Below are 23,418 nucleotides of genomic sequence, written 5' to 3'. Positions count from 1 at the left end.
GCTTCGGCTGCGTAAAACCCGTGGAAGGGGATGGCGCTTGCCGGCGTCAGGAAACCGCACCACGGCTCAACTGCCGGCTTCGGCACTAAGAGGATAGAAAATGGCGAAGAAAGTCGTTGGCTACTTAAAGCTGCAGGTTGCCGCTGGTTCGGCAACCCCATCCCCGCCGATCGGCCCCGCGCTCGGTCAGCGCGGCCTTAACATCATGGAATTCTGCAAGGCCTTCAACGCGGCCACGCAGGAGATCGAAAAGGGTGCTCCGATTCCGGTCGTGATCACCGCTTATGCCGACAAGAGCTTCACCTTCGTGATGAAGCAGCCGCCGGTGACCTACTTCATCAAGAAGGCCGTGAACCTAAAGTCCGGTTCCAAGCTTCCGGGCAAGGATTCGGCTGGCACGATCACGACGGCTCAGCTGCGTGAAATCGCCGAGAAGAAGATGGTTGATCTCAACGCCGACAACGTCGAGGCTGCAATCTCGATGATCGCCGGCTCCGCCCGTTCCATGGGCATCCAGGTCGAGGGCTGATAACAATGGCAAAGATCGCAAAGAAGGTCGCCGCTGGTCGTGAAGGCCTGGACCGCACCAAGCTCTACTCGCTCGAAGAAGCGGTGAAGTTCGTCAAGTCGAAGGCTTCGGCCAAGTTCGACGAAACCGTCGAGATCGCGATGAACCTGGGCGTCGACCCGCGTCACGCCGACCAGATGGTTCGTGGCGTCGTCAATCTTCCCAACGGCACCGGCAAGACCGTTCGCGTCGCCGTGTTCGCCCGTGGCGCCAAGGCTGACGAGGCCAAGGCTGCCGGCGCTGACATCGTCGGTGCGGAAGATCTTCTCGAAACCATCCAGGGCGGCAAGCTCGATTTCGATCGCTGCATCGCCACCCCGGACATGATGCCGCTCGTCGGCCGTCTCGGTAAGATCCTCGGGCCGCGCAACCTGATGCCGAACCCCAAGGTCGGCACCGTTACTATGGACGTCAAGGGCGCTGTCGGCGCTGCCAAGGGCGGCGCTGTCGAGTACCGCGTCGAAAAGGCCGGCATTATCCACGCCGGTATCGGCAAGGTTTCGTTCTCGGAAGAAGCGCTTCTCCAGAACATCAAGGCCTTCACCGACGCTGTCGTGAAGTCCAAGCCGGCTGGCGCCAAGGGCACCTACGTCAAGAAGGTTGCCGTTTCCTCGACTATGGGCGCTGGCGTCCACGTCGAGCCGGGTACCGCGCTCTAATAAAGAATTCCGGGCGGTTCACGCCGCCCGGTGTCGCCTCTCGAATAGAGGGGCAGAAGTCCTGTCCGAGACTGCCGGTCGATCCTTTGGGTCGTTAATTCCATCCGGAGCCAGCAATAGACGGGGTGAGACACCGAAATTTCGATTTCGGTTCGAACCTAAACCAGTGGCCCGTCCGGGCGCTCGGTTGGCAGGCACCTAACCGTTGCTCTCCGCTCCGCAAGGGGATGAGGCAGCAAATGGCAATGGTCCCTGCATGCCTTCAGGCATACTGGGCCTAGTCTAATTGGAGACTAGCATGGAAAAAGCGGAAAAGCGCGAAGTCGTCGCTTCGCTCCAGGAAGCCCTCGCGGGCGCTGGATCGATCGTCATCGCGCAGAACGTTGGTCTTTCCGTTGCTGCGTTCACTGATCTGCGCGTGCAGGTCAAGAAGGCAGGCGGCAAGGTCAAGGTCGCCAAGAACCGCCTTGCCAAGCTCGCTCTGAAGGAAACCGATGTCGCGGACATCTCGGGCCTGTTCACCGGCCCGACCGTGATTGCCTACGCTGAAGACCCGATCGTTGCGCCGAAAATCGCAGCGGCTTTTGCCGAGAAGAACCAAAAGTTCGTCATTCTCGGTGGCGCAATGGGTGCGACTGCGCTTGACGTCGACGGCGTCAAGACCCTGGCAACTCTGCCCTCGCTCGACGAACTGCGCGCCAAGCTCGCAGGTCTGGTCAAGCAGCCGGCACAGAACATCGCTTCCATTCTCGTGCAGCCGGGTGCGGGCATTGCTCGCGTCCTCGCAGCGCACGCCGAAAAGAGCGAAGCGGCATAAGCCGTTCCGACCAAACAAACCTGTTCGAACTGAAACCCTATCTGGAAAGAGTATAAAATGGCCGATCTCGCCAAGCTCGTTGATGATCTCTCTGCCCTGACCGTTCTGGAAGCTTCCGAACTGTCCAAGATGCTGGAAGAAAAGTGGGGCGTTTCCGCCGCCGCTCCGGTTGCTGTCGCTGCTGCCGCTGGTGGCGGTGCTGCCGCTCCGGCCGCTGAAGAAAAGACTGAATTCGACGTGATCCTCGCCTCCTTCGGCGACAACAAGATCAACGTCATCAAGGAAGTCCGTGCCATCACCGGTCTGGGTCTCGGCGAAGCCAAGGCTCTCGTTGAAGGCGCTCCGAAGGCCGTCAAGGAAGGCGCTTCGAAGGCTGAAGCTGAAGACATCAAGAAGAAGCTTGAAGACGCTGGCGCCAAGGTCGAACTCAAGTAAGTTCGCTTTAGCACTTGAAATCGGCGAGGTGGCGCTATATGTGCCATCTCGCTGTTCTGTTTTCTACAGGACGATTCGTCGGGCCGATTGGATGGGTCTGGCGCCAATTTGCGGAAATTGATGACGATTTTTGATGTCGCAGGCACGCGAAAGCCTATGTTGACCTCGCCTTGGGCACGGCCCGACGCGAGGCTTTAGCCGCTTAACACGCACCTGTGATCGTGTCCGGTGGTTCGCGGATACGATGAAAACGGCATCGTCCGGACCAGTGTAATGACTACCAGGCATATATCCCGAGCGCCGACGGCTGATAGTCGGGTCTTTGGATATCTGCCTCCGAGACAAAGCAAGAAACGGAGCGCTTAGAGGAAGGTTGCCCTTCCGGCGTCGAAAGCGCGACAAAAGAAAGTAGGAGCTTCATGGCTACCACGTTCAACGGCCGCCGTAAGGTACGCAAGTCCTTCGGTTCCATCCGCGAAGTCACGGAGATGCCCAACCTGATCGAAGTCCAGAAGGCTTCATATGATCAGTTCCTCATGGTCGACGAGCCCAAGGGCGGTCGTGCCGATGAAGGGCTTCAGTCCGTCTTCCGGTCGGTGTTCCCGATCACCGACTTCTCCAACACCGCTTCGCTTGAATTCGTGCGCTACGAATTCGAACAGCCCAAGTATGACATCGACGAGTGCCGCGCGCGCGATATCACCTTCGCTGCCCCGCTCAAGGTCACGCTGCGCCTGATCGTGTTCGAAGTGGACGAAGAAACCGGCGCCCGTTCGGTCAAGGACATCAAGGAGCAGGACGTCTACATGGGCGACATGCCCTTCATGACGTCGAACGGCACCTTCATCGTCAACGGCACCGAGCGTGTCATCGTCTCGCAGATGCACCGCTCTCCGGGCGTGTTCTTCGATCACGACAAGGGCAAGACCCACTCCTCGGGCAAGCTCCTGTTCGCTGGCCGCATCATCCCGTACCGCGGATCCTGGCTCGATATCGAATTCGACGCCAAGGACATCGTCTATGCGCGTATCGACCGTCGCCGCAAGATTCCGGTCACCTCGCTCCTCAAGGCGCTGGGCATGGATGCCGAGGAAATCCTCGACACCTACTACACGACGCTGAACTACGAAAAGACCGACAACGGCTGGCGCGTGCCCTACGATGCGGAAAAGTGGAAGGGCGCGAAGCCAAGCCACGACCTCATCGACGCCAAGACCGGCGACGTCGTCCATGAAGGTGGCAAGAAGCTTTCGGCCCGCCAGGCCAAGAAGTTGGCTGAAAACGGTCTGACGCACCTGCTTGCGACCGATGCTGATCTCTTCGGCGCCTACATCGCCGAGGACATCGTCAACCTCAAGACCGGTGAGATCTACGCCGAAGCCGGCGACGAGCTCGACGAAAAGCTGCTGACCAAGCTGGTCGACCTCGGCTTTGACGAGCTGCCGATCCTCGACATCGACCACATCACCATCGGGCCCTACATCCGCAACACGCTCGCCGTGGACAAGAACGAAAGCCGTGAAGACGCGCTTTTCGATATCTACCGCGTGATGCGTCCGGGTGAACCGCCGACCGTCGAAACCGCCGAAGCCATGTTCCAGTCGCTGTTCTTCGACAGCGAGCGCTATGACCTGTCCGCCGTCGGCCGCGTCAAGATGAACATGCGTCTCGAACTCGATGCGCCGGACACCATGCGCACCCTGCGCAAGGAAGACATCGTCGAAGTCGTCCGCACGCTGGTCAACCTGCGCGACGGTCGTGGCGAAGTCGACGACATCGACAATCTCGGCAACCGCCGCGTTCGCTCCGTCGGCGAACTCATGGAAAACTCCTATCGCCTTGGCCTGCTCCGCATGGAGCGCGCCATCAAGGAGCGCATGAGCTCGGTCGAAATCGACACGGTCATGCCGCAGGATCTGATCAATGCCAAGCCGGCTGCCGCCGCTGTGCGCGAGTTCTTCGGCTCGTCCCAGCTTTCGCAGTTCATGGACCAGACCAACCCGCTCTCCGAAATCACCCACAAGCGCCGTCTTTCGGCTCTTGGGCCGGGCGGTCTCACCCGCGAGCGCGCAGGCTTTGAAGTCCGCGACGTGCATCCGACCCACTACGGCCGTATCTGCCCGATCGAGACGCCGGAAGGCCCGAACATCGGTCTGATCAATTCGCTCTCCACCTTCGCCCGCGTCAACAAGTACGGTTTCATCGAAACTCCGTACCGCAAGATTGTCGATGGCAAGGTGACTGACGAAGTCGTCTACCTCTCCGCCATGGAAGAGGCCAAGCACTACGTTGCCCAGGCCAACGTCAAGATGAACGCCGACGGCACGCTGACCGATGATCTGGTCGTGGCTCGCCACGCCGGTGACAACGGCCTGACGCCCAAGGAAAACGTCGACCTCATGGACGTTTCCCCCAAGCAGATGGTGTCGGTCGCCGCTTCGCTGATCCCGTTCCTCGAAAACGACGACGCCAACCGTGCCCTCATGGGCTCGAACATGCAGCGTCAGGCTGTGCCGTTGCTGCGCGCCGAAGCCCCGTTCGTGGGCACCGGCATGGAGCCAGTCGTGGCCCGTGACTCCGGCGCTGCCATCGTTGCCAAGCGCAAGGGTGTCGTCGACCAGGTGGACGCGACCCGTATCGTTATTCGCGCAACGGAAGAAACCGATGCGTCGAAGTCGGGTGTCGACATCTATAACCTGATGAAGTTCCAGCGTTCGAACCAGTCCACTTGTATCAATCAGCGCCCGCTGGTCGTTGTGGGTGACCACGTCAACGCCGGCGACATCATTGCTGACGGTCCATCGACCGAACTGGGCGATCTCGCCCTCGGCCGAAACGTGCTCGTCGCCTTCATGCCCTGGAACGGGTACAACTTCGAAGACTCCATCCTGCTGAGCGAGAAGATCGCGATGCAGGACGTCTTCACCTCGATCCACATCGAGGAATATGAAGTGATGGCCCGCGACACCAAGCTTGGTCCTGAAGAAATCACGCGTGACATTCCGAACGTTTCGGAAGAAGCGCTGAAGAACCTCGACGAAGCCGGTATCGTTCACATCGGTGCCGAAGTGCAGCCGGGCGATATCCTCGTCGGCAAGATTACCCCCAAGGGCGAAAGCCCGATGACGCCGGAAGAAAAGCTCCTCCGCGCCATCTTCGGTGAAAAGGCTTCGGACGTTCGCGATACCTCGCTCCGCGTTCCGCCGGGCGATGCTGGTACCGTTGTTGAAGTGCGCGTTTTCAATCGCCACGGCATCGACAAGGACGAGCGCGCCATGGCCATCGAGCGCGAAGAAATCGAGCGTCTCGCCAAGGACCGTGACGACGAACAGTCGATCCTCGACCGTAACGTCTATGCCCGTCTCAAGGAAATGCTGTTCGGCAAGGCCGCAACCGCAGGTCCGAAGGGCTACGTCGTCGGCACTAAGCTCAACGACTCCATCTTCGAAGCGCAGCCGCGTTCCAAGTGGTGGCAGTTCGCGGTCGAAGACGACAAGGTCATGACCGAGATGGAAGCCCTTCATGCTCAGTATGAAGAAAGCCGGCGTCTCCTCGAACAGCGCTTCATCGATAAGGTCGACAAGCTCCAGCGTGGTGACGAACTTCCGCCGGGCGTGATGAAGATGGTCAAGGTCTTCATCGCCACCAAGCGCAAGATCCAGCCAGGCGACAAGATGGCCGGCCGTCACGGCAACAAGGGTGTGGTTTCCCGCATCGTTCCCGTCGAAGACATGCCGTATCTCGAAGACGGTACTTCGGTGGACATCGTGCTCAACCCGCTCGGCGTGCCATCGCGCATGAATGTTGGCCAGATCCTTGAAACCCACTTGGGTTGGGCCTGCGCCGGCATGGGCAAGAAGATCGACCAGATGGTCCGCGCCTATCAGCGCAACGGCGATTTGAAGCCGCTGCGGACTGAAGTTCAGGAGCTCTTTGCTGGCGATACCGCCATCACCGATCTCGATGACGATGGCATGGTGCGTCTTGGCGAGCACCTCTCCAAGGGTGTTCCGATCGCGACGCCGGTTTTCGACGGTGCCAAGGAAGCCGACATCGTGGTTCTGCTCGAAAAGGCAGGCCTCAAGGCTTCGGGCCAGTCGACCGTTTATGACGGCCGTACCGGTGAGCAGTTCGATCGTCAGGTGACGGTTGGCTATATCTACATGCTCAAGCTCGACCACCTCGTGGACAACAAGATCCACGCCCGTTCGATCGGTCCTTACTCGCTCGTTACCCAGCAGCCGCTCGGTGGCAAGGCGCAGTTCGGCGGTCAGCGTTTCGGCGAGATGGAAGTGTGGGCCCTCGAAGCGTATGGCGCCGCCTATACGCTGCAGGAAATGCTCACCATCAAGTCGGACGACGTGGCAGGTCGTACCAAGGTCTACGAAGCGATCGTCCGTGGCGACGATACCTTCGAAGCGGGCATCCCCGAGAGCTTTAACGTTCTGGTCAAGGAAATCCGTTCGCTCGGTCTCAATGTCGAACTCGACATGCGCGAAGTGGAAGACCCCAATCAGGCGGAGCTCGCACCTCCTCAGGAAGCGGCGGAATAATCCGGCACTTCCACCCCCATTCACCTTCCAAACCGACCGTCAGCTTGGCTGCGGTCGGGGCGGATAGAGGAGAGAATTGATGAACCATCATTCCCACGTCATGGACCCGTTCAACCCGGCCCTCCCGGTGCAGACCTTCGACCAGATGAAGATCTCCATCGCCTCGCCGGAAAAGATCCTGTCCTGGTCCTATGGCGAAATCAAAAAGCCCGAGACCATCAACTACCGTACGTTCAAGCCTGAGCGTGACGGTCTCTTCTGCGCGCGTATCTTTGGCCCCGTGAAGGACTACGAATGTCTTTGCGGCAAGTACAAGCGCATGAAGTTCAAGGGCGTCATCTGCGAAAAGTGCGGTGTTGAAGTTACCCTCAGCCGCGTTCGCCGCGAGCGCATGGGCCACATCGAACTGGCCGCTCCCGTCGCTCACATCTGGTTCCTGAAGTCGCTGCCGAGCCGTATCGCCTTGCTGCTCGACATGACCCTCAAGGATATCGAGCGCATCCTCTATTTTGAGAACTACGTCGTTCTCGATCCCGGTCTGACCCCGTTCACTCAGAACGAACTTCTTACTGAAGAACAGTATCTGGATGCACAGGACGAGTACGGTGCGGACAGCTTCACCGCCAAGATCGGCGCCGAAGCCATTCGCGATATCCTGCTCAACCTCGATCTCGAGAAGATTGCGGCTGACCTGCGCGTCGAAATCGCCGAGTCGACCACCGAGCTGAAGCCCAAGAAGCTGGCCAAGCGCCTCAAGATCGTCGAGCAGTTCATTGTTTCGGGCAACAAGCCCGAATGGATGATCATGACCGTCATCCCGGTCATTCCGCCCGAACTCCGACCGCTCGTCCCGCTGGACGGCGGCCGCTTCGCGACGTCCGATCTCAACGACCTCTATCGTCGTGTGATCAACCGTAACAACCGCCTCAAGCGCCTGATCGAGCTCCGCGCCCCGGACATCATCATCCGCAACGAAAAGCGCATGCTGCAGGAAGCTGTGGACGCGCTCTTCGATAACGGCCGCCGTGGCCGCACCATCACCGGTGCCAACAAGCGTCCGCTCAAGTCGCTGTCCGATATGCTCAAGGGCAAGCAGGGCCGCTTCCGTCAGAACCTTCTCGGCAAGCGCGTCGACTATTCCGGCCGTTCGGTCATCACCGTTGGCCCCTACCTCAAGCTGCATCAGTGCGGTCTTCCCAAGAAGATGGCGCTCGAGCTCTTCAAGCCGTTCATCTATTCGCGCCTTGAAGCCAAGGGTCTGTCCTCGACCGTCAAGCAGGCCAAGAAGCTGGTTGAAAAAGAAAAGCCCGAGGTCTGGGATATCCTCGACGAAGTCATTCGCGAGCACCCGGTTCTGCTGAACCGTGCGCCCACGCTGCACCGTCTCGGTATCCAGGCTTTCGAACCGATCCTCATCGAAGGCAAGGCCATCCGTCTGCACCCGCTCGTCTGCTCGGCGTTCAATGCCGACTTCGACGGTGACCAGATGGCGGTTCACGTGCCGCTGTCGCTCGAAGCGCAGCTCGAGGCGCGCGTCCTGATGATGTCGACCAACAACATCCTGCATCCCGCGAACGGTCAGCCGATCATCGTGCCGAGCCAGGACATCGTTCTCGGTCTCTACTATCTGTCGATCGTGGCAGAGGGTGAGCCGGGCGAAGGCATGGCCTTTGGGTCCTATGCCGAGCTCGAACACGCGCTCGACACTAAGGTCGTCACGCTCCACACCAAGATTAAGGCCCGCGTGCCGGCTTGGGATGAGAATGGCAAGGAAACGACCCAGATCGTCGACACGACGCCGGGCCGCATGCTGATTGGCCAGATTCTGCCCAAGAATCCGGCTGTGCCGTTCGCCACCGCGAACCAGCTCATGACCAAGAAGATGATCTCCAAGATGATCGACACCGTTTATCGCGGTTGCGGTCAGAAGGAGACGGTCATTTTCTGTGACCGCGTCATGCAGCTTGGCTTCAAGAACGCTTGCGACGCCGGCATCTCGTTCGGCAAGGATGACATGGTCATTCCGCAGTCCAAGTACACGATTGTCGAACAGACCCGTAAGCAGGTCGAAGAGTTCGAACAGCAGTACAATGACGGCCTGATCACTCAGGGCGAAAAGTACAATAAGGTCGTCGACGCCTGGGCCAAGTGCGGTGACAAGATCGCCGAAGAAATGATGAAGGGCATCGCTGCCGTTCAGTTCGACAAGGAAACGGGTCGTCAGAAGCCGATCAACTCGGTCTATATGATGAGCCACTCCGGTGCTCGTGGTTCACCGGCCCAGATGAAGCAGCTCGCCGGCATGCGCGGCCTTATGGCCAAGCCCGACGGCTCGATCATCGAAACGCCGATCACCGCGAACTTCAAGGAAGGCCTCAACGTTCTCGAGTACTTCAACTCGACGCACGGTGCCCGTAAGGGTCTGGCCGATACCGCTCTGAAGACCGCTAACTCGGGCTACCTGACCCGTCGTCTCGTCGACGTCGCTCAGGATGCGATCATCATCGAAAATGATTGCGGTACCGATCGTGGCCTGACCATGGAACCGATCGTCGACGCTGGACAGATCGTGGCTTCGCTCGGCCAGCGCGTTCTTGGCCGCACCACTGCCGATGACGTCTTCCATCCGCTGACTGGCGACTTGATCGCCCCCAAGGGCACGCTGCTCGAAGAGAAGCATGTCGACGTCATCGAGGAAGCGCGCATCCAGTCGATCCGCATCCGTTCGCCGCTCACCTGCGATCTCCGCCAGGGCTGCTGCGCCGCGTGCTATGGTCGCGACCTTGCTCGTGGTACTCCGGTCAATATCGGTGAAGCTGTCGGCGTTATCGCCGCTCAGTCGATCGGTGAACCCGGTACCCAGCTCACCATGCGTACGTTCCACATCGGTGGCACGGCTCAGGTGGTCGACTCCTCGTTCCTCGAAGCCGGTGCCGAAGGCAAGATCGAAGTTCGCAACCCCAACCTTGCCAACATCGAAGACGGCAAGCAGGTCGTCATGGCCCGTAACGTGTCGCTCGCCATTCTCGATGGCGAAGGCAAGGAGCGCGCGACGCATAAGGTGACCTACGGCTCCAAGCTGCTCGTCAAGGCAGGCGATACCGTTCGCCGTGGCCAGCGTCTGGCCGAATGGGATCCGTACACCCGTCCGATCCTGGCCGAAGTCGAAGGCGAGGTCCTGTTCGAGGATCTGGTCGACGGTGCTTCCGTTGCGGAAAACACCGACGAAGCCACCGGCTTCACCAAGCGCGTGGTCATCGACTGGCGCGGCAACCAGCGTGGTGAGGGCCTCAAGCCCGCACTCGCCATTGCCCGCGGCGGTACGGTTGCCAAGGTCGATCGTGGTGGCGACGCCCGGTACCTGCTCTCCGTCGACGCGGTTATCAACGTCGAGCCGGGCGAGAAGGTCGTTCCTGGTGACATTCTCGCGCGTATCCCGCTCGAAAGTGCCAAGACCAAGGACATCACCGGCGGTCTGCCGCGTGTTGCTGAACTCTTCGAAGCGCGTCGTCCGAAGGATCATGCCATCATCGCTGAGATCGATGGTACCATCCGCTTCGGCCGCGACTACAAGAACAAGCGTCGCGTCATCATCGAGCCGACTGAAGCTGGTGCAGATCCGGTCGAATACCTGATCCCGAAGGGCAAGCCGTTCCACCTCCAGGAAGGCGACACCATCGAGAAGGGCGAATACATCCTGGACGGCAATCCCGCTCCGCACGACATCCTTGCCATCAAGGGTGTCGAGGAACTGGCACGCTATCTCGTCAACGAGATCCAGGAAGTTTACCGTCTGCAGGGCGTGTTGATTAACGACAAGCACATCGAGGTGATCGTTCGCCAGATGCTGCAGAAGGTCGAAATCGTGGAACCCGGTGACTCTGGCCTGCTCAAGGACGAGCAGCTGGATAAGCTCGACTTCGACGAACTCAACGACGCGCTCGTCGCCGAAGGCAAGAAGCCTGCAACCGCTAACCCGGTCCTGCTCGGCATTACCAAGGCGTCGCTGCAGACCCGCTCCTTCGTGTCCGCGGCTTCCTTCCAGGAAACCACGCGCGTCCTTACCGAAGCTGCCGTCTCCGGCAAGGCTGACCTTCTCGAAGGCCTCAAGGAAAACGTCATCGTCGGCCGTCTCATCCCGGCCGGTACCGGTGCGGGCCAGACCAAGGCTAAGCTCATCGCGGCCAAGCGCGACGACCTCATCCTCGAGGAACGCCGCCGCCAAGCCGAAACGACCCGCCTCTCTGCGCCTGCGGCCGAGTAAGGTCGAGATCGCCAGATACGAAAAGGGGCCCGCAAGGGCCCCTTTTTTTGTTGGCAGAGAGATCGATCAGAACATCTCATTATTCTCGTTCGGCTCGGGCAGCGTCTTGCCATCCGGACGATCGAGCGCATCGATCCGGTCAAGGTCCTCGCGGGTCAGGGTGAAATCCCAGACATCGAAATTATCCCTGGCGCGCTCTGGCTTGCTGCTCTTGGGCAATACGATCAGGTTCTGCTGCAAATGCCAGCGAATGATCACCTGCGCCGGCGATTTCCCATGCGCCTCGGCGATGTCCTTGATGGCATCGTCTTCAAGCAGCTGGCTTCCCTGGCCGCCAAGCGGGGAATAGCATTCGATCTGGATCTCATGCTCCTGCAACCATTCGCGGATAGCGCGCTGCTGGTAAGCGGCGTGCAGCTCGATCTGGTTGACCGCGGGAACGACACCCGTGGCGTCGACGATCCGCTGAATATGTTCGGGCAGGAAGTTCGAGACGCCGATCGATTTCACCTTCCCATTCTTTTGCGCTTCAACCAGCGCCTTCCAGGTATCGACATATCGATCATGCGCCGGCGCGGGCCAGTGGATGAGGAAAAGATCGAGATGATCGAGCTTGAGCCGTGCGAGCGATTCATCGAGCGAACGCAACGCGCTGTCATATCCTTGGTGCCCGTTGCGCAGCTTGGAGGTAATGAAAAGCTCGCCGCGGTCGATGCTTGCCTGAGCGATCGCCTCACCAACGCCAGCTTCATTCTCATAGCCCTGGGCCGTGTCGATATGCCGATAGCCGGCCTTAATCGCTGCGCCAACGACCTCTGGTGCCTTGTCTTCTTCGAGCCGCCAGACGCCGAAGCCGATTTGGGGAATTCGATTGCCGTCGTTGAGGGGAAGGGCAGGGGTTTCGTGCACGTCTTTGCTCCTCGTATAGGGTTTGCTGCCTAACGGGCCAGCACCCGAGTGGCTCCCTCACAAGCCGCAGGCACCTCATGCCGGCATGAAACGTTACCCCTTCGCCTGGCCGGAGCGTCGTTTCTCTTCAAGGCCGAGGTAAGCCATCAGCTCCCGTGCTGCCGCGCCTCCGGCCCTGTTCGCCCCAATGGTGGAAGCCGATGGCCCATAGCCAACCAGATGCACGCGCGGATCTTTCTCCACTTGCGTCGCGAGACGCCCCGTCATGATTATCCCGCCGCTCTCCTCGCGCAGCTGCAGCGGCGCCAGATGATCGAGCGCGCTTCTGAACCCCGTGCACCAGAGGATAACATCGACATCGAGGGTCCGGCCATCGTCCCAGTGCACGCCGGTAGAGGTAATCTCGGAAAACATCGGCTGCCGATCGAGGACGCCCCGCTGGCGCATCGCCTCGATTGCTGGCGTGACGGGCAGCCCCGTCACCGATACGACGGCCCGCGGCGGCAGTCCGGCCCGCACGCGTTCTTCCACCATGGCCACAGCCTTGCGTCCTGCATCTTCATCGAACGGGCCTTCGCGAAACCGCGGCGGCGTCCTCGTCACCCAGGTGGTTCTGGTTACCTTGGAGATTTCATCCAGTAGCTGGATAGCGGAAATGCCGCCACCCACGACGAGCACATGCTTTCCGGCAAACTGTTCGGCAGTCCGATAATCCCGCGTATGGAGCTGCTGTCCGCCAAAACTCTCGGCTCCGGGATAATCTGGGATATAGGGCTTCTCCCACGTTCCAGTGGCGTTGATGATGCCGCGCGCGGAAAAAAGCCCGCGATCGCTCTCCACTCGAAGACGTTCGCCACGAGGGCATACGACACTCACACGCGCCGGCCGTATGACCTGAAGACCGAAATGCTCCTCATATTCTGCAAAATAATGCGGCACGGCGACGGACGCTTTCACGCTCGCATCGCCTCCCGCATATTCTGCAAAGCCGAGCCCCGGCAGATCGTGGACCCTGTTGACCGTACTCAAGGTCAGCGACGGCCATCGATATTGCCAGGCGCCGCCAGGCTGCGGAGCCTGGTCCAGCACGACGAAACCGCGGCCAGGGGTAAGTCCGAGTGACTTGAGATGATAGGCCGAACTTAATCCGGCCTGTCCCGCGCCGATGATGACGATGTCGACTTTGAGTGCGGCGCGCAGCGTCTCTTCGGTCACTTGATCAAACTCCGATGGCTCGCCCATACCTATGTTCCGCCATTGTCGCGAACAAGCGCCGGACAGCGGGCAGGGGTGCCCTGCGTGACTCAAAATGAGACTCTGTTAACCTATGCCGTACGGCTTTACGCCAAATCGTCCCGTCGCCTCGTGAGGGGCTGGGAGGGCCGAACCTCCCGGAATGCATAGCTTCCTCGCAGATATTTTCACGAAAGAATCCTTGACGGGGCGAGTCAACGGTTCTAAACAGCGCCTACCTTAGCGGTCGGTCGTGATTGTCACACCGGGTCCCTGCCGCCTAGCGCGGGAATCCATGACGATCAAACACACTGTCGGGTAACTAGACGAAGCAATTCCTGTGCGCATGACTGCCCATTTCGATGGGATGGTCCGCTGCAAATTGGGGCGCCGCCGATTCCCGGAAGGGTTCGGATGAGCGCCACTTTGGTTTGCTTGTGTAGACCGAACTAGAATTTTTGGACGATGGAAAGAGCGCAATGCCCACCATTAATCAGCTGATCCGCAAACCACGCGCCAGCAAGCCAAAGCGGAACAAAGTTCCCGCCATGGAAGCCAACCCGCAGAAGCGTGGCGTTTGCTCCCGTGTGTACACGACGACCCCGAAGAAGCCGAACTCGGCTCTGCGTAAGGTGGCCAAGGTTCGCCTGACCAACCAGCGCGAAGTGATCTCCTACATCCCTGGTGAAGGTCACAATCTGCAGGAGCACTCTGTTGTGCTCATCCGTGGCGGTCGCGTGCGCGACTTGCCGGGCGTTCGCTACCACGTGCTGCGCGGCGTGCTCGACACGCAGAGCGTGAAGGACCGCAAGCAACGCCGGTCCAAGTACGGCGCGAAGCGTCCGAAGTAAGGAGAATTTGAGTCATGTCCCGTCGCCACCGCGCCGAAAAACGAGACGTTATTCCCGATCCCAAGTTCGGTGATATCGTCGTTTCCAAGTTCATGAACTCGCTCATGGAAGACGGCAAGAAGTCCGTCGCCGAGTCCATCGTCTATGGTGCCTTCGACATCGTCGAATCCAAGACCAAGCAGGACCCGATCACCGTGTTCCACAACGCCCTGGACAACATCCGTCCGGCCGTTGAAGTCCGTTCGCGCCGCGTTGGTGGTGCCACGTACCAGGTTCCGGTCGAAGTCCGCACCGACCGTCAGCAGGCTCTCGCCATCCGTTGGCTGATCGAATCCGCTCGCAAGCGCGGTGAGAACACCATGCGTGAACGCCTTTCGGGCGAACTCATGGACGCCATGAATGGTCGCGGCCAGGCCGTCAAGAAACGCGAAGACACGCACCGTATGGCTGATGCCAACCGTGCCTTCTCGCACTACCGCTGGTAGTAGGAGCGCCCCATGGCACGCGAATACCCGATTAATCTCTATCGTAACTTCGGCATCATGGCTCACATCGATGCTGGCAAGACGACCACGACCGAACGTATCCTTTACTACACCGGCAAGTCCCACAAGATCGGCGAAGTCCACGACGGCGCCGCGACCATGGACTGGATGGAGCAGGAACAGGAACGCGGCATCACCATTACGTCGGCCGCTACGACCACGTTCTGGAAGGACCGTAACGGTACCCAGCACCGCTTCAACATCATCGACACGCCCGGCCACGTGGACTTCACCATCGAAGTCGAACGTTCGCTCCGCGTGCTCGACGGTGCCGTCGCTCTGCTCGACGCCAACGCTGGCGTTGAACCGCAGACCGAAACCGTGTGGCGTCAGGCTGACAAGTATCACGTTCCGCGTCTCATCTTCGTCAACAAGATGGACAAGACCGGCGCTGACTTCTACCGCTGCGTCGAGATGATCGGTTCGCGCCTCGGCGCCCGTGCCGTTCCCGTCCAGCTGCCGATCGGCGCTGAGAACGAGTTCAAGGGCATCGTCGACCTGATCGAGATGAACGCTCTGGTCTGGCGCAACGAAGAACTCGGTGCCCAGTGGGACGTCGTCGAGATCCCTGCCGATCTCAAGGACAAGGCCGCCAAGTACCGCGAAGCCATGATCGAAGCTGCCGTCGAAATGGACGACGCTGCGATGGAATCGTACCTCAACGGCGAAGTGCCGAACAACGACACCATCCGTCGTCTGCTCCGCATTGGTGCCATTGGCGCGAAGTTCTTCCTGGTCTTTGCTGGCTCGGCGTTCAAGAACAAGGGCGTGCAGCCCCTGCTCGATGGCGTTATCGACTTCCTGCCGTCCCCGATCGACGTCCCGGCTATCCAGGGCATCGACGCAAAGACCGAGCAGCCGATCGAACGTCATGCCGATGACAGCGAACCGCTCTCGATGCTGGCCTTCAAGATTGCCAACGACCCGCACATGGGCTCGCTGACCTTCTGCCGCATCTATTCGGGTCACCTCGAAGCTGGCGTCAGCCTCGAAAATACCGTCAAGGGCAAGCGCGAACGCGTTGGCCGCATGTTCCAGATGCACGCCAACTCGCGCGAGCAAATCACTGAAGCCTTCGCCGGTGACATCGTCGCCATCGTCGGCCTCAAGGATACCACGACCGGTGACACGCTTGCTCCGGCCAACTCGCAGGTTATCCTCGAGCGCATGATCTTCCCGGATCCGGTTATCGACATCTCGGTCGAACCGAAGTCCAAGGCCGACCAGGAAAAGATGGGCCTCGCGCTCAATCGCCTTGCTGCCGAAGATCCGTCGTTCCGCGTCAAGACCGACGAAGAATCGGGCCAGACCATCATCTCGGGCATGGGCGAACTTCACCTCGACATCATCGTCGACCGCATGCGTCGCGAGTTCAAGGTCGAAGCCAATATCGGCCAGCCGCAGGTGGCCTACCGCGAGACGATCACGCGCAAGACCGAGAAGGACTATACCCACAAGAAGCAGTCGGGTGGTTCGGGTCAGTTCGCGCGCATCAAGATCACGGTCGAACCCGGCGAAGTCGGCAAGGGCCTCGAATTCGTCAATGCCATCGTCGGCGGCGCTGTTCCTCGCGAATACGTCCCTGGCGTTCTCAAGGGTGTCGAATCGGTCATGGGCGCAGGCCCGTTGATCGGCTTCCCCGTGGTTGACGTGAAGGTCACTCTGACCGACGGCGCCTACCACGACGTTGACTCCTCTGTGCTCGCGTTCGAAATCGCCGGCCGTGCAGGCTTCCGTGAAGCCCTGCGTGAAGCTGGTCCGAAGATCCTCGAACCGATCATGAAGGTTGAAGTTGTCACGCCGGAAGATTACATGGGCGACGTCATCGGCGACCTCAACTCGCGTCGTGGACAGATCCAGGGCACTGAAAGCCGTGGTGTGGTCCAGGTCGTGAATGCGTTCGTGCCGCTTGCAAACATGTTCGGATACGTGAACTCGCTGCGCTCCATGAGCCAGGGTCGTGCACAGTACTCCATGGTGTTCGATCACTACGAACAGGTCCCGCAGGCTGTCGCCGACGAAGTCCAGGCCAAGTACGCCTAAACCAGCGCAAGCTAGTAATAAACCTAACGAATGTCGGCCTTTGCGCTGACCAAATTGGAGAAAAGCTATGGGTAAGGAAAAATTTTCCCGCTCCAAGCCGCACTGCAACATCGGCACCATCGGTCACGTTGACCATGGCAAGACCTCGCTGACCGCAGCGATCACCAAGGTGCTGGCTGAGACCGGCGGCGCGACCTTCAAGGCGTACGATCAGATCGACGCGGCCCCTGAAGAAAAGGCCCGCGGCATCACCATCAACACCGCCCACGTCGAGTACGAGACCTCCAAGCGTCACTACGCTCACGTCGACTGCCCCGGCCACGCTGACTATGTGAAGAACATGATCACCGGTGCTGCCCAGATGGACGGCGCGATCCTCGTCGTGTCGGCTGCTGACGGCCCGATGCCGCAGACCCGTGAGCACATCCTGCTCGCTCGTCAGGTCGGTGTGCCGGCTCTCGTCGTGTTCCTGAACAAGTGCGACATGGTCGACGATCCGGAACTGCTCGAGCTCGTCGAACTCGAAGTTCGTGAACTTCTGTCTTCGTACGAATTCCCGGGCGACGACATTCCGATCATCAAGGGCTCGGCTCTTGCCGCTCTCGAAAACTCTGACCAGAAGCTCGGCCACGACGCCATCCTCGAGCTGATGGCTGCCGTTGACGAATACATCCCGCAGCCGGAACGTCCGGTTGACCAGCCCTTCCTGATGCCGATCGAAGACGTGTTCTCGATCTCGGGTCGTGGTACCGTGGTCACCGGCCGTGTCGAACGCGGTATCGTCAAGGTTGGCGAAGAAGTCGAAATCGTCGGCATCAAGGCAACCCAGAAGACCACCGTTACCGGTGTCGAAATGTTCCGCAAGCTGCTCGATTCGGGTGAAGCTGGCGACAACATCGGCGCTCTGATCCGTGGTATCGACCGCACCCAGGTGGAACGCGGCCAGGTTCTCTGCAAGCCCGGTTCCGTGACCCCGCACACCGACTTCACGGCTGAGGTTTACATCCTCACCAAGGAAGAAGGTGGCCGTCACACCCCGTTCTTCGGCAACTACCGTCCGCAGTTCTACTTCCGCACCACCGACGTGACCGGTATCGTGTCGCTGCCGGAAGGCACTGAAATGGTAATGCCGGGCGACAACCTGAACATCAACGTTCAGCTGATCGTGCCGATCGCCATGGAAGAAAAGCTCCGCTTCGCTATCCGCGAAGGCGGCCGTACGGTTGGTTCGGGCGTCGTCGCCACGATCCTGAAGTAAGTCTATTCGAGACAATTCGCGGCGCGCGATTAAGCGCGCCGCGATCTTTTTCCGTCAGGATTTGAGAAGATGAACGGTCAGAATATTCGCATCCGCCTCAAGGCGTTTGACCATCGCGTGCTCGACACCTCGACCCGCGAAATCGTCAATACCGCCAAGCGCACGGGTGCTCAGGTTCGCGGTCCGATCCCGCTGCCGACCCGCATCGACAAGTTCACCGTCAACCGCTCGCCGCACATCGACAAGAAGGCGCGTGAGCAGTTCGAGATCCGGACTCACAAGCGTCTCCTCGACATTGTGGACCCGACTCCTCAGACGGTTGATGCGCTGATGAAGCTCGATCTCGCCGCCGGCGTCGACGTCGAAATCAAGCTCTAAGAAAACAAAGATTCCGCGCCTGCCGCCAAAAGGGTCCTCTGAAACCATGACCCGGCAGAGCGCCAACAAGAAGGTAAAACCGATGCGTTCTGGATTGATCGCACAGAAGCTGGGGATGACCCGCATCTTCGCCGAGGACGGCTCGCACGTTCCGGTCACGGTGCTGGCTCTGCAGAATTGCCAGGTCGTGGGTCAGCGTACCGTCGAGAAGGACGGCTATGTTGCTCTGCAGCTTGGCGCAGGCCAGGCCAAGGCCAAGAATGTCTCGAAAGCTGAGCGCGGCCAGTACGCCGTCGCCAAGGTCGAGCCGAAGCGTCACGTGGCTGAGTTCCGCGTCGATGCCGATAACCTCATCGAGGTTGGCGCCACCCTCAAGGCGGACCACTTCGCCGAGGGCCAGCTTGTCGACGTCACGGGTACGTCGATCGGTAAGGGTTTTGCCGGTGGTATGAAGCGCTGGAACTTCGGTGGTCTGCGTGCTTCCCACGGTGTGTCTGTGTCCCACCGTTCCATCGGTTCCACCGGTGGCCGTCAGGACCCGGGTAAGACCTTCAAGAACAAGAAGATGCCTGGCCACATGGGTGACCGTCGCATCACCACGCAGAACGTCAAGGTCGTCAAGACCGACGTCGAGCGCGGTCTGATCCTCATCCAGGGCTCGGTCCCGGGTGCCAAGGGCGCCTGGATCATGGTCAAGGATGCCGTCAAGAAGCCGGCTCCCGCGAATGTTGCCCTGCCGGGCTCGTTCGAGGCCGCTGCTGCGGGAGAAGCGAAGTAAATGGAACTGAACGTAACCACTCTCGACGGTAAGTCCGCCGGTACGGTCGATCTCAAGGACGATGTGTTCGGTCTTGAAGTCCGTCCGGACATTCTCCACCGCATGGTTCGCTACCAGCAGCTCAAGGCCATGGCCGGCACGCATGACGTGAAGAACCGGTCGGAAGGCGTACGCACGGGCAAGAAGTTCGTGAAGCAGAAGGGTTCGGGCGGCGCTCGTCACGGCGATCGCAAGGCTCCCCAGTTCCGTGGTGGTGGCCGTGCATTCGGTCCGACCCCGCGCAGCCATGCCATCGACCTTCCCAAGAAGGTTCGGGTTCTCGCGCTCAAGCATGCTCTCTCGTCCAAGGCCAAGACTGGTTCGCTGATCGTCATCGACAGCGTTGCCCAGGCTGAAGCCAAGACCGCTGCGCTGCGCACCACCTTTGGTAAGCTCGAATGGGCAAGCGCGCTGATCATTGATGGCGCCGCAGTCGACCAGAACTTCGCTCTGGCCGCCCGCAATATCCCGAACATCGACGTGCTGCCGATCCAGGGGATCAACGTTGTTTCGATCCTGAAGCGCGACAAGCTCGTCCTGACCAAGGCAGCGCTCGAAGCGCTCGAAGCGAGGTTCGCATGAACAAGCTTGCCGCTTACGATATCGTCCGTAACCCCGTCGTGACCGAAAAGTCGACGATGGCTTCGGAATACAACCAGGTCGTTTTCGACGTGGCGATTGATGCCAGCAAGACCGAGATCAAGGCCGCCGTCGAGCAGCTCTTTTCGGTCAAGGTCAAGGCAGTGAATACCCTCGTCCGCAAGGGCAAGGTGAAGCGCTTCCGTGGCAAGATTGGTGTCCGCAACGACGTCAAGAAGGCCATCGTGACCCTCGTCGACGGCCAGTCGATCGATATTTCGACCGGCCTCTAAGGGATAAGAGACAGCAAAATGGCTCTAAAGACTTACAATCCGACCTCCGAAGGCCGTCGTACCCTCGTTACGACCGACCGTTCGGAACTCTGGAAGGGCAAGCCGGTCAAGGCGTTGACCGAAGGCCTCAACAAGAGCGGCGGCCGCAACAATACCGGCCGCATCACTGCCTACCACCGTGGTGGCGGTCACAAGCGCTCTTACCGCATGATCGACTTCAAGCGCGTGAAGTTCGACGTGGTCGGGACGATCGAACGTCTCGAATACGATCCGAACCGCACCGCCTGGATCGCTCTCGTGAAATATGAAGACGGCGAGCAGGCCTATATCGTTGCTCCGCAGCGTCTTGGCGCTGGCGACAAGGTCATCTCCTCGATGAACACTGTCGACGTAAAGCCGGGCAATGCCATGCCGCTTGAGCGCATGCCGGTCGGCACCATTGTGCACAACGTCGAACTCAAGCCCCGCAAGGGTGGCCAGATCGCGCGTTCTGCAGGCGCCTATGCCCAATATGTCGGTCGTGACTCCGGTTGGGCGATCCTTCGCCTCAACTCGGGTGAACAGCGCCGCGTCCACGGCACCTGTCTTGCTACCGTGGGTGCAGTGTCCAACCAGGACCACGCCAATACCTCGCTCGGTAAGGCCGGTCGCAACCGCTGGCTCGGCAAGAAGCCGGTCAACCGCGGTGTGACCATGAACCCGGTCGACCACCCCCATGGTGGTGGTGAAGGCCGTACCTCTGGTGGCCGTCACCCGGTTTCCCCGTGGGGCAAGCCGACCAAGGGCAAGCGTACGCGTTCTAACAAGGCTACGGACCAGTTCATCGTTCGCAGCCGCCACGTGAAGAAGGGCAGGTAAACACATGACCCGTTCAGTTTGGAAGGGGCCGTTCGTCGACGGCTATCTGCTCAAGAAGGCCGAGAAGGCCCAGACCTCTGGCCGCAACGATGTGGTCAAGATCTGGTCGCGTCGCTCGACCATCCTGCCGCAGTTTGTCGGCATCACGTTCGGCGTGCACAACGGCCAGAAGCATGTTCCGGTGAACGTCACCGAAGACATGATCGGTCATAAGTTTGGCGAGTTCGCCCCGACCCGTACCTATTACGGTCACGCGGCCGACAAGAAGGCCAAGAGGAAGTAAGATGAGCAAGCCGAAGACTGAGCGCGCTCTCAAGGATAACGAGGCTAAGGCTGTGCTGCGCATGCTGCGCATCAGCCCTCAGAAGCTGAACCTCGTCGCGCAGTTGATCCGTGGCAAGAAGGTGGAGAAGGCCCTGGCCGATCTCGAATTCAGCCACAAGCGCATCTCTGGCCAGGTGAAGAAGGTGCTCGAGAGCGCCATCGCCAATGCCGAAAACAACCATGGTCTCGATACCGACGCTCTCGTCGTTGCCGAAGCCTATGTGGGCAACTCGCTCGTCATGAAGCGCTTTACCGCTCGCGGTCGCGGCCGTTCGGCTCGCGTCGAGAAGCCGTTCTCGCATCTGACGATCGTCGTCCGGCAAGTTGAGGAGGCCGCATAATGGGCCAGAAGATCAATCCCATTGGCTTCCGCCTGGGCATCAACCGCACCTGGGACAGCCGCTGGTTCGCCAACAAGGGCGAATACGGCACGCTGCTCCAGGAAGACCTCAAGATCCGCACCATGCTGATGAAGGATCTCAAGGCTGCTGCGGTCTCCAAGATTGTCATCGAGCGTCCGCACCGCAAGTGCCGCGTGTCGATCCACACTGCTCGTCCGGGCATCGTGATCGGCAAGAAGGGCGCTGACATCGACAAGATCCGCGCCAAGGTCAAGAAGTTCACCGACTCCGAAGTGCACATCAACATCGTTGAAGTGCGCAAGCCCGAAACCGATGCGACCCTCGTTGCCCAGGGCATTGCCCAGCAGCTCGAACGCCGCGTTGCCTTCCGTCGTGCCATGAAGCGTGCAGTCCAGACTGCAATCCGCATGGGCGCCGGCGGCATCCGCGTCAACGTTGGTGGTCGTCTCGGTGGTGCCGATATCGCTCGTACCGAATGGTATCGCGAAGGCCGCGTGCCGCTGCACACCCTGCGCGCCGATATCGACTATGGTACGGCTGAAGCCGAAACCACCTACGGTATCATCGGCATCAAGGTCTGGGTCTTCAAGGGCGAAGTCCTTGAGCACGATCCGTCCGCTCACGAGCGCCGCGCTACCGAAGGTAGCGAAGGTGGTCAGCGTAGCGAACGTGGCGAACGCGAACCGCGCCGTGAGCGCGGCGACCGCGACCGCGAACGCGCATAAGAAGGTTGAACGACTATGCTGCAACCGAAACGTACTAAGTTCCGCAAGGCCCACAAGGGCCGCATCCATGGCCTGGCCAAGGGTGGTACCGATCTGGCATTCGGCCAGTACGCTCTCAAGGCCACCGAGCCCGAACGCGTCACTGCCCGCCAGATCGAAGCGGCCCGCCGCGCGATCACGCGTGAAATGAAGCGTCAGGGCCGTGTCTGGATCCGGATTTTCCCGGATCTCCCCGTCTCCAAGAAGCCGACCGAAGTCCGTATGGGTAAGGGTAAGGGCTCCGTGGAATACTGGGCAGCGCGCGTAAAGCCGGGTCGCATCGTTTTTGAGATTGACGGCGTGCCCGAAGACGTTGCAAAGGAGGCCCTTCGCCTCGGAGCAATGAAGTTGCCGATCACCACGCGCATCGTTACGCGCATTGTCGACTAAGGACCACGAGCATGAAAGCCAGTGATGTGCGGAGCAAAACCGCAGACGAACTGAAAGATCAGCTCGTCGACCTCAAGAAAGAACAGTTCAATCTGCGTTTCCAGCGCGCTACCCAGCAGTTGGAAAAGCCCGCCCAGGTCAAACAGGTCCGCCGCGATATCGCGCGGATCAAGACGATCCTCGGCGAAAAGAACGCAGCTAAGTAAGGAATAAAACCCATGCCAAAGCGCGTTTTGCAGGGGACTGTTGTCTCCGACGCTAACGAAAAGACGATTGTCGTCCGCGTCGAGCGCCGTTTTACGCACCCCCTTCTGAAGAAGACAGTGCGTCGCTCCAAGAAGTACCACGCTCACGATGAAGCCAATGTGGCAAAGGTCGGTGACGTGGTGTGGATCGAAGAGACCGCGCCGATCAGCAAGAACAAGCGCTGGACGCTTGTTCCGTCTGCGTAAGAGAATTTTTGAATTAGGTCGGCGAGCCGGATGACGGTAGAGCCGGTTAACTAGAAGGCATCCAGT

23 protein-coding genes are annotated in these 23,418 nt (G+C 59.9%); 21 read left to right on the top strand and 2 right to left on the bottom strand.

All coding sequences use genetic code 11. From position 1 onward, the window contains the following. The first annotated feature begins 100 nt into the window (after positions 1 to 100). From rplK to rpoC, 6 genes are all read left to right on the top strand, one after another. Positions 101 to 529 (top strand): 50S ribosomal protein L11, encoded by a 429-nt coding sequence (gene rplK / locus VW35_RS00720; protein ID WP_046141121.1) that lies wholly within the window; start codon positions 101 to 103, stop codon positions 527 to 529. Between the two features lie 5 nt (positions 530 to 534). Further along, positions 535 to 1,227 (top strand): 50S ribosomal protein L1, encoded by a 693-nt coding sequence (gene rplA, locus VW35_RS00715; protein ID WP_046141120.1) that lies wholly within the window; start codon positions 535 to 537, stop codon positions 1,225 to 1,227. 298 nt (positions 1,228 to 1,525) lie between these two features. Further along, entirely contained in the window at positions 1,526 to 2,044 is a 519-nt protein-coding gene (gene rplJ / locus VW35_RS00710) for a 50S ribosomal protein L10 (RefSeq protein WP_046141119.1), read from the top strand. A 57-nt stretch (positions 2,045 to 2,101) separates the two neighbouring features. Continuing rightward, complete coding sequence (gene rplL, locus VW35_RS00705) at positions 2,102 to 2,479, top strand: 50S ribosomal protein L7/L12 (RefSeq protein ID WP_046141118.1); 378 nt, start codon at positions 2,102 to 2,104, stop codon at positions 2,477 to 2,479. Between the two features lie 419 nt (positions 2,480 to 2,898). Next, entirely contained in the window at positions 2,899 to 7,032 is a 4,134-nt protein-coding gene (gene rpoB / locus VW35_RS00700) for a DNA-directed RNA polymerase subunit beta (protein WP_046141117.1), read from the top strand. Between the two features lie 79 nt (positions 7,033 to 7,111). Beyond that, the gene (rpoC, locus tag VW35_RS00695) at positions 7,112 to 11,296 is read left to right on the top strand and encodes a DNA-directed RNA polymerase subunit beta' (RefSeq protein ID WP_046141116.1); all 4,185 of its coding nucleotides are present in this window, start codon (positions 7,112 to 7,114) and stop codon (positions 11,294 to 11,296) included. 66 nt (positions 11,297 to 11,362) lie between these two features. Here rpoC and VW35_RS00690 read toward each other — a convergent pair whose 3' ends face one another. Together VW35_RS00690 and VW35_RS00685 are read right to left on the bottom strand one after the other, a co-directional pair. Continuing rightward, positions 11,363 to 12,205, bottom strand: coding sequence for an aldo/keto reductase (locus VW35_RS00690; RefSeq protein WP_046141115.1), 843 nt, complete (start codon positions 12,203 to 12,205; stop codon positions 11,363 to 11,365). A gap of 93 nt (positions 12,206 to 12,298) precedes the next feature. Next, positions 12,299 to 13,420 carry an NAD(P)-binding domain-containing protein gene (locus tag VW35_RS00685; protein ID WP_342016357.1) on the bottom strand — a complete coding sequence of 374 codons (1,122 nt, stop codon included), beginning with the start codon at positions 13,418 to 13,420 and terminating at the stop codon, positions 12,299 to 12,301. A gap of 497 nt (positions 13,421 to 13,917) precedes the next feature. Between VW35_RS00685 and rpsL the strand changes: the two genes are divergently transcribed. The 15 genes from rpsL (at position 13,918) to rpsQ (ending at position 23,352) form a co-directional block, all read left to right on the top strand. Continuing rightward, positions 13,918 to 14,289 (top strand): 30S ribosomal protein S12, encoded by a 372-nt coding sequence (gene rpsL, locus VW35_RS00680; protein ID WP_035080811.1) that lies wholly within the window; start codon positions 13,918 to 13,920, stop codon positions 14,287 to 14,289. Between the two features lie 14 nt (positions 14,290 to 14,303). Then, positions 14,304 to 14,774 (top strand): 30S ribosomal protein S7, encoded by a 471-nt coding sequence (rpsG, locus tag VW35_RS00675; protein ID WP_046141113.1) that lies wholly within the window; start codon positions 14,304 to 14,306, stop codon positions 14,772 to 14,774. Between the two features lie 12 nt (positions 14,775 to 14,786). Beyond that, positions 14,787 to 16,877 (top strand): elongation factor G, encoded by a 2,091-nt coding sequence (fusA, locus tag VW35_RS00670; protein ID WP_046141112.1) that lies wholly within the window; start codon positions 14,787 to 14,789, stop codon positions 16,875 to 16,877. A gap of 67 nt (positions 16,878 to 16,944) precedes the next feature. Continuing rightward, on the top strand, positions 16,945 to 18,135 hold the full coding sequence (gene tuf, locus VW35_RS00665; RefSeq protein WP_046141111.1) for an elongation factor Tu: 1,191 nt from the start codon (positions 16,945 to 16,947) through the stop codon (positions 18,133 to 18,135). A 69-nt stretch (positions 18,136 to 18,204) separates the two neighbouring features. Then, a complete protein-coding gene (rpsJ, locus tag VW35_RS00660) occupies positions 18,205 to 18,513 on the top strand; it encodes a 30S ribosomal protein S10 (protein ID WP_035080820.1) in 309 nt (102 codons plus the stop codon). 82 nt (positions 18,514 to 18,595) lie between these two features. Beyond that, positions 18,596 to 19,291: a 50S ribosomal protein L3 gene (gene rplC, locus VW35_RS00655; protein ID WP_046141626.1), complete on the top strand. Its 696-nt coding sequence runs from the start codon at positions 18,596 to 18,598 to the stop codon at positions 19,289 to 19,291. Beyond that, entirely contained in the window at positions 19,292 to 19,912 is a 621-nt protein-coding gene (rplD, locus tag VW35_RS00650; protein ID WP_046141110.1) for a 50S ribosomal protein L4, read from the top strand. Beyond that, a complete protein-coding gene (locus VW35_RS00645; protein ID WP_046141109.1) occupies positions 19,909 to 20,202 on the top strand; it encodes a 50S ribosomal protein L23 in 294 nt (97 codons plus the stop codon). The genes rplD and VW35_RS00645 overlap by 4 nt, the downstream gene beginning before the upstream one ends. 18 nt (positions 20,203 to 20,220) lie before the next feature. Then, positions 20,221 to 21,060 carry a 50S ribosomal protein L2 gene (gene rplB, locus VW35_RS00640; RefSeq protein ID WP_046141108.1) on the top strand — a complete coding sequence of 280 codons (840 nt, stop codon included), beginning with the start codon at positions 20,221 to 20,223 and terminating at the stop codon, positions 21,058 to 21,060. A 4-nt stretch (positions 21,061 to 21,064) separates the two neighbouring features. Then, positions 21,065 to 21,343 carry a 30S ribosomal protein S19 gene (gene rpsS / locus VW35_RS00635; protein WP_046141107.1) on the top strand — a complete coding sequence of 93 codons (279 nt, stop codon included), beginning with the start codon at positions 21,065 to 21,067 and terminating at the stop codon, positions 21,341 to 21,343. A 1-nt stretch (position 21,344) separates the two neighbouring features. Then, complete coding sequence (gene rplV / locus VW35_RS00630) at positions 21,345 to 21,725, top strand: 50S ribosomal protein L22 (protein ID WP_046141106.1); 381 nt, start codon at positions 21,345 to 21,347, stop codon at positions 21,723 to 21,725. Then, positions 21,725 to 22,471: a 30S ribosomal protein S3 gene (gene rpsC, locus VW35_RS00625; RefSeq protein WP_046141105.1), complete on the top strand. Its 747-nt coding sequence runs from the start codon at positions 21,725 to 21,727 to the stop codon at positions 22,469 to 22,471. The genes rplV and rpsC overlap by 1 nt, the downstream gene beginning before the upstream one ends. A 15-nt stretch (positions 22,472 to 22,486) precedes the next feature. Continuing rightward, positions 22,487 to 22,900 (top strand): 50S ribosomal protein L16, encoded by a 414-nt coding sequence (rplP, locus tag VW35_RS00620; RefSeq protein WP_046141104.1) that lies wholly within the window; start codon positions 22,487 to 22,489, stop codon positions 22,898 to 22,900. An 11-nt stretch (positions 22,901 to 22,911) separates the two neighbouring features. Continuing rightward, a complete protein-coding gene (rpmC, locus tag VW35_RS00615; RefSeq protein ID WP_046141103.1) occupies positions 22,912 to 23,106 on the top strand; it encodes a 50S ribosomal protein L29 in 195 nt (64 codons plus the stop codon). Between the two features lie 12 nt (positions 23,107 to 23,118). After that, on the top strand, positions 23,119 to 23,352 hold the full coding sequence (rpsQ, locus tag VW35_RS00610; RefSeq protein ID WP_035080842.1) for a 30S ribosomal protein S17: 234 nt from the start codon (positions 23,119 to 23,121) through the stop codon (positions 23,350 to 23,352). The last annotated feature ends 66 nt before the right edge of the window (positions 23,353 to 23,418 follow it).

Source organism: Devosia soli, from assembly GCF_000970455.1.
Lineage (GTDB): Bacteria > Pseudomonadota > Alphaproteobacteria > Rhizobiales > Devosiaceae > Devosia > Devosia soli.
Note: the sequence above shows the minus strand (reverse complement) of the source record. Positions and strands in the feature narration are given on the sequence as shown.